The organism is Brevibacterium sp. CFH 10365 (genome assembly GCF_009299785.1).
GTDB classification, from domain to species: Bacteria; Actinomycetota; Actinomycetes; order Actinomycetales; family Brevibacteriaceae; genus Brevibacterium; species Brevibacterium limosum.
Map to the genome: position 1 here is coordinate 473,454 of NZ_VIGO01000001.1, position 15,107 is coordinate 488,560.

General features: G+C 65.0%; 14 protein-coding genes. 3 read left to right on the forward strand and 11 right to left on the reverse strand.

Annotated features, from left to right (window positions below; all coding sequences use genetic code 11):
* Window positions 1-4: 4 nt before the first annotated feature.
* From FHG09_RS01995 to FHG09_RS02020, 6 genes are all read right to left on the reverse strand, one after another.
* Complete coding sequence (locus FHG09_RS01995) at window positions 5-607, reverse strand: tripartite tricarboxylate transporter TctB family protein (RefSeq protein WP_152346013.1); 603 nt, start codon at window positions 605-607, stop codon at window positions 5-7.
* On the reverse strand, window positions 604-1,668 hold the full coding sequence (locus FHG09_RS02000) for a Bug family tripartite tricarboxylate transporter substrate binding protein (protein WP_152346014.1): 1,065 nt from the start codon (window positions 1,666-1,668) through the stop codon (window positions 604-606). The genes FHG09_RS01995 and FHG09_RS02000 overlap by 4 nt, the downstream gene beginning before the upstream one ends.
* Before the next feature lie 119 nt (window positions 1,669-1,787).
* Window positions 1,788-3,029 carry a CaiB/BaiF CoA transferase family protein gene (locus FHG09_RS02005; RefSeq protein WP_152346015.1) on the reverse strand — a complete coding sequence of 414 codons (1,242 nt, stop codon included), beginning with the start codon at window positions 3,027-3,029 and terminating at the stop codon, window positions 1,788-1,790.
* A gap of 1 nt (window position 3,030) precedes the next feature.
* Window positions 3,031-3,978, reverse strand: coding sequence for a hydroxymethylglutaryl-CoA lyase (locus FHG09_RS02010; RefSeq protein ID WP_152346016.1), 948 nt, complete (start codon window positions 3,976-3,978; stop codon window positions 3,031-3,033).
* A 156-nt stretch (window positions 3,979-4,134) separates the two neighbouring features.
* Window positions 4,135-4,695, reverse strand: coding sequence for a dihydrofolate reductase family protein (locus FHG09_RS02015; RefSeq protein WP_152346017.1), 561 nt, complete (start codon window positions 4,693-4,695; stop codon window positions 4,135-4,137).
* A gap of 48 nt (window positions 4,696-4,743) precedes the next feature.
* Window positions 4,744-5,988 (reverse strand): CaiB/BaiF CoA transferase family protein, encoded by a 1,245-nt coding sequence (locus FHG09_RS02020; RefSeq protein ID WP_152346018.1) that lies wholly within the window; start codon window positions 5,986-5,988, stop codon window positions 4,744-4,746.
* A 206-nt stretch (window positions 5,989-6,194) separates the two neighbouring features.
* Between FHG09_RS02020 and FHG09_RS02025 the strand changes: the two genes are divergently transcribed.
* A complete protein-coding gene (locus FHG09_RS02025; protein WP_152346019.1) occupies window positions 6,195-7,979 on the forward strand; it encodes a hypothetical protein in 1,785 nt (594 codons plus the stop codon).
* Between the two features lie 3 nt (window positions 7,980-7,982).
* On the opposite strand, the gene FHG09_RS02030 is transcribed toward FHG09_RS02025, so the two are convergent.
* The 3 genes from FHG09_RS02030 to FHG09_RS02040 form a co-directional block, all read right to left on the reverse strand.
* On the reverse strand, window positions 7,983-8,834 hold the full coding sequence (locus FHG09_RS02030) for a fumarylacetoacetate hydrolase family protein (RefSeq protein WP_152346020.1): 852 nt from the start codon (window positions 8,832-8,834) through the stop codon (window positions 7,983-7,985).
* A gap of 270 nt (window positions 8,835-9,104) precedes the next feature.
* Entirely contained in the window at window positions 9,105-10,022 is a 918-nt protein-coding gene (locus FHG09_RS02035) for a universal stress protein (protein WP_152346021.1), read from the reverse strand.
* Window positions 10,019-11,479: an APC family permease gene (locus tag FHG09_RS02040; protein WP_152346022.1), complete on the reverse strand. Its 1,461-nt coding sequence runs from the start codon at window positions 11,477-11,479 to the stop codon at window positions 10,019-10,021. The genes FHG09_RS02035 and FHG09_RS02040 overlap by 4 nt, the downstream gene beginning before the upstream one ends.
* A gap of 333 nt (window positions 11,480-11,812) precedes the next feature.
* Here FHG09_RS02040 and FHG09_RS02045 point away from each other — a divergent pair, with 333 nt between their 5' ends.
* Window positions 11,813-12,223 (forward strand): ArsR/SmtB family transcription factor, encoded by a 411-nt coding sequence (locus tag FHG09_RS02045; protein WP_152346023.1) that lies wholly within the window; start codon window positions 11,813-11,815, stop codon window positions 12,221-12,223.
* Window position 12,224: 1 nt separating this feature from the next.
* Window positions 12,225-12,722, forward strand: coding sequence for an SRPBCC family protein (locus FHG09_RS02050; protein ID WP_152346024.1), 498 nt, complete (start codon window positions 12,225-12,227; stop codon window positions 12,720-12,722).
* A gap of 51 nt (window positions 12,723-12,773) precedes the next feature.
* On the opposite strand, the gene FHG09_RS02055 is transcribed toward FHG09_RS02050, so the two are convergent.
* Together FHG09_RS02055 and FHG09_RS02060 are read right to left on the reverse strand one after the other, a co-directional pair.
* Complete coding sequence (locus tag FHG09_RS02055; RefSeq protein WP_152346025.1) at window positions 12,774-13,490, reverse strand: GntR family transcriptional regulator; 717 nt, start codon at window positions 13,488-13,490, stop codon at window positions 12,774-12,776.
* Window positions 13,483-15,105, reverse strand: a complete 1,623-nt coding sequence (locus FHG09_RS02060) for a dipeptide ABC transporter ATP-binding protein (RefSeq protein ID WP_152346026.1) — start codon at window positions 15,103-15,105, stop codon at window positions 13,483-13,485. Before FHG09_RS02060 ends, FHG09_RS02055 begins: the two co-directional genes overlap by 8 nt.
* Window positions 15,106-15,107: the final 2 nt, after the last annotated feature.

Genomic DNA, 15,107 nt, shown 5'->3' on the forward strand with positions numbered 1-15,107 from the left:
CCCCCTATCCCAGGATTCCGACCGGCAGGTACACGGCGAGTCCGTAGACGAACGCCGCGTAGACCACGACTGCGAAGACGACGGAGAAGATGAGGTTGCGGATCCACTTCTCCGGCGCGTAGATGCTGGTCAGCCCCATCAGGAACGCCGCCGTGGACAGCAGGAACCCGACCGGGATGAGAATCGCCAGATAGACGAAGAAGAGCGCGAACTGGAACACGACCTTCCGCACCTGCGGCTCCGGCGGGGCTTCGAGGACGACCCCGCCGGTCGCCTCATCCGTGCCGGTCGCCTCATCGGCTCCGACCGACTCCGGTGAGGACTTTCCCGCCGAGGCGGCCGGCCCGTCGCCGGGCCCCGCACCCGCCGCAACGGACCCGGAAGACCCGGGCGCCGCCTCGGCGAGGGTGTCCTTCCGGTGCCGGACGACGGCTTGGCCGGCGAGGAAGAGGCCGAGCACGATGAGTCCGATCCCGACGATGGCGGGGAAGGTGCGCGGGGTGACGATGTTCGCCGTCTCCTGGATGGAGAACGTCGCGATGTAGTACACCGCTCCGATGACGGCGATGGCGCCGCCGGTGATGAGGTCGGTGCGGAAAGCGGTCATTTGCTGTTGCCCAGGTCGGTCTCCTTGACGCCTTCGGCGACCGTCTTCGCCGCGTCATCGACGTAGGCCTGGGCGTCGTCACCAGTGTGGAACTCGGTGGCCCACTGGTTGTTCTTCAGCGTCTCCTGCCAGGCGTCGGATTTGCTCACGTCTTCGAGCGCCTTGGCCCAGAAGTCCACGGCTTCCTGCGGCATCTCGGCGGGGCCGTAGACTCCGCGCCAGTTGCCCAGGGTCACGTCGTAGCCGGAGTCCTTCGCGGTGGGCACCTTGTCGAAGGGCGCTGCCAGCGGTTCTTGGGCGAAGGTGACGAGCGGTTCGATGTCACCGGCTTCGATGACGGAGCGGAATTCGCTCATGCCGGCGATGGCGACCTTCGCATCCCCGTTGAGCATGGCGGTCGTCTGCTCTCCGCCGCCGTCGTAGTTGACGAAGTTGATGTCGGCCGGGTCGACGCCGGCTTCCTTCGCGAACAGGGCGAAGGGCAGAGTGTCGTCTCCGGCGGCCGCGACGGTGACCTTCTGCGGGTCGTCCTTGAGCGCCTTGACCAGGGCGTCGAGATCCTTGAAGTCCCCGTCCTTCGGAGTCACGACCATGAAGTCCTCGACGTAGAGGGTGGCGATGAGAGTGGCATCCTCGGGGCCGTATTCGCAGAGGTTGCGGGCCTTCATCGTCTGGCTGGCCAGGGAGGTGATGGCGATCTGATCGTCCTTGCCCTTCTCCTGCTGCATCATCGACGTCAGCCAGGAGCAGCCGGTGCCGCCGGGCTTGTTCTGCACGGGCAGCGGTGTCGAGACGATGTCGTCCTTCTGCAGCGCCTCGACGAGCGCGCGTGCCGTGGTGTCCCAGCCCGATCCGGGTTCGGCCGGGGCGGTGACCGTGACTGGCCCCTTCGGGTAGTCCCCGCCCTCGCCCGGGGGCTGCGCTTTGTTTCCGCAGGCGGTGGCGACGAGGGCGACCGATGCGAGCACGGCACCGATCGTCGCCGCGCGCTTGCGGGCGCTCTTCGCTGTCTCCCTCGCCGAGGCGGCCGTCCGTGTGCGTGTGATCGTCGTTGATCGCATGAGCTGTCCCCTTGTGTGTTCGGTTCTCGATAGTGGTCGGTGTTTTGGTGATGGGTGCTTCGGTGCTGGATGTTCCGGTGCTCACCGGTCCGCGGCCGGTGATGTCGACAGCCGGGCCGTCAGTCCAGACGGTTCTCGTCGGGCTGAGGCCCGTCGACCGGTGGGCCCGTCGGCACTGCGGGGCCGTCCCTGTAGTGGCCGTTGTGGCGGCCCGGTTCGGGCACGTCGCTGCGCAGACCGAGCCGGCTCCCGTCGAAGGTCAGCGGCAGCAGCGGCACATCGACGCCGGCTCCACTCGGCAACCTGGTGTGGGCGAGCGCTCCGGAGGCGACGAGGTGCGGGTCGGCGGTGAGGTCGGCCGGGGTGTTGACCGGAGCGACGGGCAGGCCGCGGCGGGTGCACTTGTCTTCGATTTCGGCCAGGCTCAGCTGGGACAGCGCCTCCTGGAGTTCGCGGTGGATGCGTTCGCGCTGGTCGACTCGTCCCTGGTTGGTCAGCATGTCCGGGTCGGCGGCGAGGCCGGCCAGTCCGAATTCGTCGCAGAGGTCGCGCCACTGCCCGTCGGAGACGGCGGCGACGAAGACCTGGTTGTCATCGGCATCGCGGAAGATGTCGTAGACGGCCCATGTGGCCTGCCGGGTCGGCATCGGGCGGGGTGGTTCGCCGCTGATCTGGGCCTGCGCCATATGGGTGCCGACGAGGAACGCGTTGTTCTCGAACAGCGCGGAGTTGATGAGTTTGCCGCGGCCCGTGGTTTCGCGCACCCGCAGTGCGGACTGGATACCGATGACTCCGAACATCCCGCCCATGATGTCGTTGACGCTGGCGCCGGCACGCAGCGGCTGACCGGGCGGACCGGTCATATAGGCCAATCCGCCGAGCATCTGCACGACCTCGTCGAGCGCCGCCCGGTTCCCGTAGGGGCCGGACAGGAATCCCTTGAGGGAGCAGTAGATGAGTCCGGGATTGCGGGCGGTCAGTTCCTCGTATCCGAATCCGATCGATTCCATCTTCCCGACGCGGAAGTTCTCGAGGAGGACATCGGCGGAGTCGATGAGGTCGAGGACGCGGTCACGGTCGGCCGCCTCGGCGATATCGAGTTGGACGCTGTGCTTGTTGCGGTTGAATGCGGGGAACAGCCCGGATCCGGACCCGGGCAGGTAGCGGGTCTTGTCGCCGGCTCCGCGGGGTTCGACCTTGATGACCTCGGCGCCGAGGTCGGCGAGGATCATCCCGCAGCTGGGGCCCATGACCATATGGGAGAACTCGATGACGCGGATGCCTTCGAGCGGGAGGGGCTCGGCGGTCGGCTGGGTTTGGGTCGTGTCGGCAGACGCGGTGCGGGTCGCCTCGGTGCTCATATCAATCCCTCGCCGAGGCGGTCGCGAACCTGCCGTCGAAGACCGCGGGGGTGGCCGGAATGTCGGACAGGCTCGAGGTCAGCTCGTGCCCGACGGCGGCGATGAGGGGGTCGCGGACCTCGGTGAGGGCGTCGACGTCGACGCCGGTGGCCACACCCTCGCGGTGGAGGAGGTGGACGAGGTCGTCGCTGCCGATGTTGCCGGCCGCTCCCGGTGCGAAAGGGCAGCCGCCGAGTCCGCCCATGGCCGCGTCGAAGTGCGCGATGCCCAGATCGAGGGCGGCGATGACGTTAGCCATGCCGAAGTTATAGGTGTCGTGGAGATGGAGGTTGACCGGCTTGTCCGGGAAGGCCTCGAGGACCGCCGAGGTGTTGCGGCGCACCAATGATGGGTTGGCGTTGCCGATCGTGTCGGCCACCCCGACGCCGTGGGCTCCGGCGTCGACGAAGGGACGGAGCACTTCGACGAGGTGGCCCGCCTCGGTGATTCCGTCGAAGGGGCAGATGAAGCTCACGGCGGTCGTGATGTCGAAGCGCAGCCCCTGGTCACGGGCGAAGTTCGCGGCGTCCATGAGGCGGTCGGACGCCTCGGCGATGGAGGCATCGGAGTTCGCCTTCGAGTGTCCTTCAGAGGCCGAGAGCACGAGTTTGATGTTCTTCGCCCCGGCATCGACGGCACGCTGGGCACCCTTGAGGTTGAAGACGAGAGTATAGAACTCGACACCGTCGGCCTCATGAGGAGCCAGCCGGCGCAGCAGCTCGTCGGTGTCGGCCATCTGCGGGACCTTCTTCGGGTTGACGAAGGACCCGACCTCGATGTGCTTGAGCCCTGAGATGATGAGCTTCTCTGCCAGCGCAACCTTGATATCGGTGGGCACGATCGTCTTTTCGATCTGCAGCCCGTCGCGCAGAGTGGTGTCGAGGATGTCGACGGAGGTGGGCCGGACCATGGGACTCCTTCACGCATGCTCCCGCTGAACGGGAAACGATTCGTCGCCGCGCTCCAGTGTGCGGCGTCACTTTCGTTATACATGGCGCTCAGTGCGCAGGACAGAGAGTGTTCGGCATGTGAGAGCGCAGCGTGAATTGCCTGTGCCTGGTCCCGTTTATCGGGAAGCCGAGGTAGTGGGCCGATACGTCAGGATGGCGTGCCCGGCTTCGAGTTCGTCGCGACCGACGAGTTCGAGATCGACCACCTTGCTCAGTCCGGCGAAGAGGTACGGTCCGTGGCCGGCGATGCAGGGGTGGACGACGAACTCGAATTCGTCGATGAGACCGAGTTCGGCCAGAGCCAACGGCAACGTCACTCCTCCGACGGCGAGTCCTGTCACGGACTGTTCCTTGAGCTCGCGGACCGCGGTGTCGAGATCGCCGGCGATGAGTTCGGAGTTCCAGTCGACGCGGTCCAAGGTGCTCGAGACGACATACTTGCGGGCCGGGTCGATGGCCGCGACGAATGGGTCGAGGTCCGCATCCGGGGTCGTGTCACCGGCGGGTCGGCGCCAGGCGTCTTCCATCATCTGATAGGTGACGCGGCCGAAGATCAGCCCATCGGCACGCTTGAGATTCTCGGCATGATGACGATGGAATTCTTCGCTGATGACTCCCACGCGATGATCGCAGCAGCCGTCGACGGTGACGTTGATCGAGTACCTCAGCTCGCCCATGGCATAAGAATAGACCTGGGCGGTCGCCGCCGGAAGAGGCCTGAGCGCTCAGTCCTCCTGGCCGCTCAGCCCCAGCCATGACAGCACTTCGTCGGTGTGCTCGCCCAGATCGGGCCCGAGGTGGTCGATCGCGATCGATTCGCCGCCGATGACCGGGGTGATGCCGGGGAAGGCAACGTCTTCGAGGACTTCTTCGCCGGTGGAGACGTCGAGGTTCTGGATCATCCCGCGAGCGGCCAGCTGCTCATCGGCGACGAGGTCTTCGGCCGTGTAGATGGGTCCGGCCGGAACGCCCACTTCTTCCAGGATCTCGACGACGTCGTCGACCGAACGCTGCGCGCACCACGCACCGATGGCTTCGTCGAGTTCGTCGCGTCGCTGCCAACGGCCGGCATTCGTCTGCAGGTCGGCATCCTCGGCGAGATCGGGACGCTCGATCGCCGTCATCAGCCGCGGGAAGATTCCATCCCCGTTGCCGGCGATGACCACGGATTTCCCTCCCGCGCACAGGTAGCCGTTCGAGGGCGCGATGCCCTCCATCCGACCGCCGGTGCGGGTGCGGATCTCGCCGAATGCGGAGTAGTCGGGGACGAGGGATTCCATCACGGAGAACATCGCCTCATTGAGCGCGACGTCAACGGTCCGCTCCGACAGCGGCCCCTTGCCTTCGAAGCTGTGCGCGGATCCGACGACCGCCTCGGCGGCTCCGGCGATCTTCTGCCGCTGTCGGTCGAAGAGCATCATCACGGCACCGAACGCCGCCTGCATCCCGGCGATTGAATCGCCGATCGAGATGCCCACGCGCACCGGCGGGCGGTCGGGGTCGCCGACGAGCTCGCGGAAGCCCGAGTAGCCTTCGGCCACGGCGGCGAACCCGGGTCGCGACGACATCGGTCCGGACTGGCCGAACGCGGAGATGCGCACGAAGACGAGGTCGGGGTTGGCTTCTTCGAGCACGTCGGGGCCGAGCCCCCATTTCTCGAGTGTGCCGGGACGGAAGTTCTCGAGCAGGATGTCGCTGCGGCGGACGAGTTCGAGCACGGCCTCGCGTCCCTCGTCGCTGCGCAGGTCGAGCACGACCGACTTCTTGTTGCGGTTGATCGTGCGGTAGAGCATCGACGTGTCGCCGGCCTTGAGCCGCCAGTTGCGCAGTTCGTCGCCGGTTCCGGGGCGTTCGACCTTGATCACCTCGGCACCGAAGTCCGCAAGCATCCGCCCGGCGGTGGGTGCGGCGATGTAATTGCCGAGTTCGAGGACTCGCACACCGGTGAGGGGAAGTCGGTGCGTGCTCATGACGATGCTCCTAGTCGTGCGTGGTTCGGTTCTCCCATGGTGCCAGGTGTCGACGCGATCGGCGCGGATATCCGCCTCAGGGAATCTCGAACGAGTGGCGTCGCAGACCAGTCAATGATCCCGTCGCTGTCCACCAGGTCAGTACATCGCCGACTACCAGGCCAGGCCATTGTCCACCAGAACCGATCCCCAGTAGCGTAGAGCTCATGACTCCGCCTTCTGGTCCGTTCGATCCCTCTCGCGCTGACGAGCCCGAGCTTCTCGACCTGCTCGACAATGCCTCCCACAGCGAGAGCCCGCTGATGCTGCTCGACATGGCGAGCAGCATGCTGGCCTCCATCGACGCACCCGAAACTGACGACACGGACCCGACGGAAATTCCACCGATTCGCGAACTCGCCGCGAACATGCTCGAAGCAACACCGGTTGAGACCGAACCATTAGTGAGGATCTGGGCACAGATGCTCGACGATGAACTCTTCGGCCGCCGCGTCGCCAGAATGCTGCCGACCCCGAACTCCAAACGCCTGCCCGAATGGATCCGCCGCGCCGAAGAGATCAAGCCCTTCCGCGCGGCAGCCTTGGTTTCGCCGGTGAAGATCGAGGAGACGATCCTGCTCGAGATCTCCACGGCCGGCAGGTCGGTCACTCTGGCTGTCGCCGTGGACCGCAGCGGCTCGCCCTACCTCGAGGACGCCTATCTTTCCGACGGCCCCCTGTCGGCTGTCGTCGAGTTCAGCCGAACCGAGCTGGAACTCCCCGTCGACGTCGTCGCCCTCAGCCTCGCCGATGCCGGGGCCAGGCTGCGTGAGGCCCTCGAGATGAGCACACACATGTTTCCCCCGATCGAGACCGAGAGCTGGCCGGGCACCCGACCGATGCTCGAATGGATGCTGCGGAAGCTTCCCAACAGCGGCACCGGCTACGAGATCAGAATGTGGGAACCGGAGGAGATTGATGAACTCGTCGAAGACTTCCGCGCTTCGCCTTTTGCCGCTGGGCTGACCGAGGACGAGATCAGCCATGCCCATCTGCTCTTCGAGTTCCAGTGCAACTACGGCAACAACGATCCGCTGAGGTGGTCGGGCACTTTCGTTGAGCGCGTCATGCGCGACCTCTACCCGCGCAAGGTGATGTCGCCCGAAGACGATCTGCTCCTCATGCCCACCGCCCTGGCCGCGATCGTCCTCTATGCCAACGATCGCAGCGGAGTCGATCCTGTCTTCACGGAGAACGCTCTTGCCGCGATTGAGGACAACCGGGAGGAATACACGGCACGAGTCCGCGGTGACGACCCCGGCGGCGAAAGCACGGCGGACCTCTTCGCACGGCTTCTCACCGGCGTTGATGACGACGATGACTCAATGTTCTCGTCGGATTTCGATGACGAGTCCGCCGACGAGTCCTTCCTCGGCGATCAGGCTTCGTACGTGGCCGAGATCTTTATCGGAAGTGGCGCCGAGGCGGTCGGCGGCATCGATGCACTGCAGTCACTGACCGATGAACCTCTGCCCACCGAAGACCTCGACACCACGGGCGTGGCCGATGACGTCGTCGACCGGCTCACCTCGCTGGTTCCTGAGATCCGACGGGTCGCGGTCGAGGTCTTCGAAGAGCCGGAGCTCGCCACGGCCGCGTTGCGGCTCTTAGTGGAGATCGGACGAGGTGACGCTGCGATCTTCCGTCGTCGTATTGCTGATCGGACTCTGCTCGCAGCACTGTTCTGGATCGTCGGGAAGAACAACAATCTCTTCTCCGGCCAATGGGGCGCCGAAGGAGAGCTGACCATCGGGGAACTGCAGTGCCACCTCGGCGTTTCGACGTCACCGAAGCCGACGGCCGAGAAGTTGCTGCTTGCCGCCGGTCACGAACTCCACTACGCCGAGGTCGTCCTCGGCGATCCGCGTTACCTCATCTCGCGGCGGCGGCAGCGCATCATCGAAAACCGGGACGCGTACTGGGACGACCTGCCGGAGGACTGGGAGTACTGACCCTCACTCCGTAACGGTCACGACCTGTCGGTGCCGGCCGAGACCCTCGAGTTCGAGCTCGACGACGTCCCCGTCGGCCAGGTACGGGTACTGTCCGGACATTGCCACGCCCTGCGGGGTACCGGTGAGGATGACGTCTCCCGGTTCGAAGGCCATCGCCTGGCTGAGCTGATGGATGATCTCTCCGACGGAGAAGATGAGGTCACTCGTCGTCGAATCCTGCCGGTCTTCGCCGTTGACCCAGCTGCGCAGTCGCAGATCACCGGGGTCCACCTCGGCGGCGGGGCGGATCCACGGGCCGAGCGGGGTGAACCCGGGCAGATTCTTCCCCTTCGACCACTGACCGCCGGATTCCTCGATCTGCAGGCGACGTTCGGACAGATCGTTCGCCAACACGTACCCGGCAACATGGTCGAGTCCTTCCTCCGCCGAGGCGGCTCTGAAGGTTCGCGTACCGATGACCACTCCCAGCTCGACCTCCCAGTCGGCCTTCGTCGCATACGGCGGCAGCTCGATCGGGTCGGTGGGTCCGGCGATGGTCGAGGGCATCTTGAAGAAGATGACGGGGTGGTCGGGAGGCTCGGCACCGGCCTCTCTGGCGTGCGCGGCATAGTTCATACCCACGCACACAATGGAAGAGGGCCTGGTCAGCGGCGCACCGATGCGCATCTCATCAGCATCTTCGAGTGGGCTGAGCTCCCCGGCGGCGAGCGCATTTCGGACGCGTTCGATTCCGCCAGCGGCGAAGAAGTTCGGGTCGATGTCATCGGTCAGCGGACGGAGGTCGAAGCAGACTCCGTCGTGGCGGGCTGCCGGAATCTCGTGTCCGATCGGTCCCAGTCGCAGCAGTTCCATGCGGTTCCTCTCTACTAGCTCTCGGCCACGTCGTTGTGACCTGACCTCAGGCTAGCGAAGCCATTACGCTTAGATTGGAACTGTTCAAGTATTGGACACTACCGGCCGCGCTCTGCGCTCACACTCACCGCCATCAGCACCGGACCATCTATCACCATTCGCGGCACACCACCCCACCGCGCGATCATCACTCACCCGTCACGACACACCGCCCCGCTCCTGCAGGAGGTTATGGCACGAAAGGTGAGGGATGCTCAGAAAGCCCGGCCGTCACACTGTCTCCTGGCGGATGTAATCGGCTTTCGCTCGCCGAGGCACGACGACGACCGGAACCGGAGAGTGCTGCAGGATCCGCATCGCGTGGCTGCCCAGAGACACTCGCTTGAGCGCCCCCAGCCCGGAGGATCCGAGCATCATCACCTCTGGATGCTTCCACTCGACAGCGGTCAGCGCCGCGGCCCAATCGGCGCCCGTTCCCACGACCACATCCGTCTCGCCGGGCTTGATGTGCAGCTGTTCGATCGAGCATAGGATCTTGTCCGTGTCACGCTGGACGACCTTCGTCCACTCGTCGACGACCTTCGACTCCATATCGAAGGGGACGTTCGCGGATGCGACCACCCGTGAGCGCGGGGCGAACGAGGCGATGCGGAACGGCACGTCCGACTGCGCAGAGACCATCGCAGCACCCAGAATGAGATCCGCCGAGGTGGACGACCCCGAATACGCGGCCGTGATCCGCTCCAGCCGCGCACCCTCCGACGCCCGGAATCCGGCCGGGGCCAATGCCACCGGCAGCCGTGCGCTGTGCAGCAGACCGTTCGACACCGACCCGAGTGCGATCTTGCCCGGCTTCCCTTCCGACGAGGGCCCGACGACAAGCCGGTAGGCATCGGTCTTCTCACACATCTCGAGCAGACCGCGCCGAGACGACCGCGAGGAGTGGAGGACGCATTCGGACTCGATATCGCTGGGAATGAGCGCACGCGCTTCGTCGAGAGCCGCCTCGGCGACGGTGCGGAAGCTCTTCTCATACTGCCTCTCGAAGTGCACGGGCGCCATCGGGAACGCTGCGGAGTCAACGGCCGTCGCGACGATCCGGCGCCGATAGGTGCGAGCGAGGACGATACCCAGCTCGACAGCGGCTCGGTTGTCCTGACCCGGGGCAAGACCGACGACGATGCTCATTTGTCTCCTCCTGAGGAGTCCGTTCCGGCGGAATCGGGATTGGCGGGCCCAGCCTCGGCGAGTTGCCGACCGAGGACGGAGGACTTGCGACCGAAGATGAAGTACAAGCCCAGAATAAGGGCGGTCCAGATGACGAAGACGACGATCGTGACCAACTGCAGGCTCGAGATGATCCAGAAGCAGCCGATGATCGACAGCACCGGCAGGACGGGATAGAACGGGACCTTGAAGCCGCGTTCGAGGTTCGGTTCGCGCATGCGCAGGATGATCACCGCCAGGGACACGACGACGAAGGCGACGAGGGTGCCGATCGAGGTCATCTCGGCGAGGAAGTTCAGCGGGATGAACCCGGCGAGGATCGCGATGACGACGGAGACGACGATCGTGCCCTTGACCGGGGTGAGCGTGCGGGGATTGACCTCGCGGAAGAGCTTGGGCATCATTCCGTCGCCGGCCATCGTGAACAGGATCCGGGACTGGCCGTAGATGGAGACCAGGGTGACGGAGAAGATCGAGATCACCGCGCCGGCGGCCACGACCGTGCCGGGCCACTGTGAGCCGACGATGTTCTCGAGGATGGCGGACAGTCCGGCGGTCTGTCCGTCGAACTCCTCCCACGGCTGGGCGGACAGGGCGGCGACAGCGACGAGCACGTAGACGGAGGTGACGATGATGAGAGCGGCGATGAGGGCTCTGGGCATCGTCTTCTTCGGGTTCTTCGTCTCATCGCCGGCGGTGGCGACGGCGTCCATACCGACGTAGCTGAAGAAGATCAGACCCGATCCTGCGACGACTCCGGAGATGCCGAAGGGGGCGAAGTCGGCGAAGTTGTTCGAGTCCCAGCCGGTGACGCCGACGCAGACGAAGAAGATGAGCACGCCGACCTTCAGGCAGACCATGATCGCGTTGACGACGATGGATTCGCCGGTGCCGCGGACAAGCAGGAAGCAGCACATCGCCAGCAGGAGGATGGCCGGCAGGTTGACGATTCCGCCTTCTTCGGGCGCGTAGGCCAGGGCGTGCGGGATCTCGAATCCGAACAGGTTGAACAGCAGCTGGTTGACGTACTGCGACCAGCCGACGGCGACGGCGGCACCAGCGACTCCGTATTCGAGGAGGAGACAGGCGGCCACACCCATCGCCGGCAGTTCGCCGAGCGTCGCATAGGCATAGGAGTAGGAGGATCCGGACACGGGGACGGACCCGGCGAGCTCGGCGTAGCAGATGACTGCGAGGCCTGCGACGGCTCCGGCGATGACGAACGACCAGATCACGGCGGGGCCTGCCACGGGCACGGACTCGGCGAGGATGAAGAAGATGCCGGTGCCGATGGTCGAGCCGACGCCGACCATCGTCAGCGAGAACAGGCCGATCGTGCGTTTGAGATCGGTCTCGACGTCTTCCTTCTGCCGCGGAACCGGCTTGATTCGGAACAGCTGCTGTCGCAGTGTGGGCATCTACTTCTCCAGACTTCTTCGTCTCTCGCTTATCTGAGCATCCGCATCCGGTCGGTTGTTCACCCGGGCCATCATCGGCCCCGGTCGCGGCACTCGAACGCTCAGCTCTTCTTTCGACAATACGACAGAGCTGCCTTTCCGAGGCGATGATGAGGGAAGTTTGTCGGTGCGGATTCCGTGGAGAAGCTTGTGAGCCGTTGGCTACGCCGCACATACCTGCAGGTCAGGTGGGCGAATGCGGACTGCGAAATCTTTATTCAACCAAACGGTTGACTTTGATTCAGAGGCAAGCGTATCTTGTAATCAACCATCGAGTTGAATGCAGGAGGTGCTGTGGCCGATCAGCTCTCGAAGGTCTTCGCGGCCCTGTCCGATCCGACCAGGCGGGACATGGTGGCTCGACTCAGTCTCGCGGATGCGACGGTGAACGAGCTCGCCGAACCCTACGACGTCAGCGTCCAGGCCGTGTCGAAACATCTCAAGGTGTTAGAGGACTCCGGACTGGTCTCCCGCACCCGCGACGCCCAGCGCAGACCGGTCCACCTCGAAGACAATGTGTTCGATCTGATGACGAAATGGATCGAGAGATACCGACAGCAGGCGGAGGAACGCTACCAACGCCTCGACGCCGTCCTCGAACAGATGAACGAGGACGAGGCAACGCACAGCACGGACCCGAGCGCCACCTCGGCGAACGGATCCGATAGCACTTCAACCCACAGAAGATCACGCAAAGGAGCATGACATGACCACCACCGACACCGCAGCCGACTATTCGACGCTCAAGCTCGACGTCCCCGAGGGCGTTCAGACTGTGTCGATCACCCGCGACTTCGCGGCCACTCCGGACAAGGTCTTCCGGGCCCACATCGACCCCGAGCTCTTCGTCAAATGGTGCGGGCCCGACACGATCACGAACACGATCCGCGAATGGAACCCGACCACCGGCGGGAACTGGAGCTACGTCTCGAGCGATGATCACGGCGAGTATGGATTCTTCGGATCCTTCCACGAGGTGCGCGAGAACGAACGCATCGTCCAGACCTTCACCTTCGAAGGCTTCCCGGACGCGGTCAATCTCGAGATCCTCACGCTCACCGACCTTGGCGACGGACGGACCAGGCTGACCTCGACCTCGGTCTTCGATTCGCTCGAGTCCCGCGACGGCATGGTCTCCTCGGGCATGGAGCACGGCATCGTCGAGGGCTACAACAAGCTCGACCGCCTCCTCACCACTCCCTAATTACTATCCGACGGCGGCCCAGCAACGTGGCGCCAGGTTGCTGGGCCGCCATCAGGTAGTGCGGGGAGCTTCGGGGGCGGAGGCGGACATCATCGCGAAGTATGAGTCGCGGCTGCGTCGGACATGCCGGGCCATCACTTCGGCAGCCTTCGCCTCCTGGCCGGCATCGATGGCCGCGATGATCTCGCGGTGCTCGGGCCAGGCCTGGGGTCCGCGACGGGTAACGTTGAGCGAGTACAGCCATTCGATCTTGCCGGAGATCTGCCTCAGCAGGCTGATGAAGGACACGCTGCCGCTGAGTTCGGCGACCGCGAAATGGAAGCGCATGTTGAGCACCGCGAGGTCTTCGAAGCGCTCCTGCCCGATGACGATATCCCCGGCGTCGAGGATGTCGCTGACCTCCTTGCGAAGCTCCCGCCACTTGAGGTCAGGTGTGTCGCTGGCGTTGAGTTCGGCCGCACGCTTGGCCGCGCGCTTGGCGGTCGCCGACTCGAGTACGATGCGGATCTCGAAGAGGTCCTCGGCATCTTCGACGGGTGAGGGCGCGACGATCGAGCCGCTGTACTTCCGCGATTCGACGAGCCCTTCGGTCTCGAGGGATCGCAAAGCCTCGCGGATCGGAATCCGCGAGACATCGTACTGTTCGGCCAGCGCGACTTCCCGCAGCTTGGTGCCGGGAGCATGGGCTCCGGTGATGATGTCGGCACGGATCCGCGCACCGACGCCCCCACTGCCCGAGGGGCCTGAAGGCTGTGCAGTGTCAGACATTGAGGAGACCGGAACCGGGTACGGCCGCCAAAAGCTTCTGGGTGTATTCGGCTGTCGGGTGGTCGATGACCTCCCTGGTCGCGCCAGCCTCGACGATCTCTCCGCTCTTCATCACTACAACATCGTCGGCTAAGTTCGCCACGACTGCAAGATCGTGGGTGATGAACAGACAGCTCACACCCAGATCCGACTGCAGGTTCCGCAGCAGGTCGAGGATCTGTTCCTGCACGAGGACGTCGAGAGCCGAGACGGCTTCGTCGCAGATGAGGAGCTCAGGCTCACTGATGAGCGCCCGAGCGATCGCGATCCTCTGTCGCTGCCCACCGGACAAGTCGGCGGGGCGGCGGTCGCTCATCGACGTGGGCATCGCCACGTGGTCGAGCACCTCGGCGACCTTCTTCGCCCGTTCCGCGCGGGTGCCGATCTTGAAGACGTCGAGCGGTTCACGGACGATCCTCTCGATGCTCCACGTCGGATTGAGCGAGGAGAAGGGGTCCTGGAACACGGGCTGGCTGAAGCGCCGCAGGATGCTGCGCTCCGACTTCGAGGCCGCATCGACGTTGCGCCCACCCGCGAGGACCGTTCCGCTGGTGGCCTTCTCCAGTCCGAGAACGATCTTCGCGATCGTCGACTTTCCCGATCCGGACTCACCGATGATCGCGGTCGTCTTTCCCCGCTCGGCAGTGAGGCTGACGCCCTTGAGGGCGTGCACCTCCCGGCCCCGCCCACGCAGCCGGTACACCTTGTGGAGGTCGTCGATCTCGAGCACATTCGCCGAGGCGATCGCAGCGTCGGACACGCCGGCACCGTCGGGCTCTTGGCCTCCGTTTCGATCGACGACGATGCTCGGCGCGGCCTTGACCAGCGCCTGAGTGTACTCGTCATGAGGGTCGCCGAGCACCTGCTCGGGCGCACCGCGCTCGACGACGCGTCCTTCATTCATCACGAGGACGGTGTCGGTCCTCTCCCCCGCCACGCCGAGGTCGTGGGTGACGAACAGCAGAGAGGTGCCACGTTCGGTCACGAGTTCCTGGAGATGGTCGAGGATCTGCTTCTGCACCGTGACGTCAAGCGCGGACGTCGGTTCGTCGGCGATGATGAGGTCGGGATCGCCGGAGAGTGCGATCGCGATGAGCACGCGTTGCCTCATCCCGCCGGAGAACTCGTGCGGATAGGACCGCCGCCGCATCTCCGCGTCGGGGATGCCGGCCTCGGTCATCAGCCGTACCACAGTTCGAGTCACCTCGCGGGAATCCGACATTCCATAGGTGCGCAGAGCGTCGGCGATCTGATCGCCCACACGCATGCTCGGATTGAGGCTGGCCATCGGATCCTGCGGCACCAGCGCGATCGACCGGCCGCGCAGCGACTGCAGGCGAACACGGTCAGCATCGACGAGTTCTTCTCCGCGATAGCGCACCGATCCCGCGCTGACCCTGCCGGAACCCGGCAGCAGACCGAGGATCGCGCCGATCGTCGTCGATTTCCCCGAACCGGATTGCCCGACGAGGGCCAGTCTCTCCCCCGGTGCCAGCGTGAAGTTCACGTCATGGAGGACGGGAGCCCCGTAGGAGACTTCGAGGCCGGAGACCTCAAGGACGAATTCGTCGCTCATCG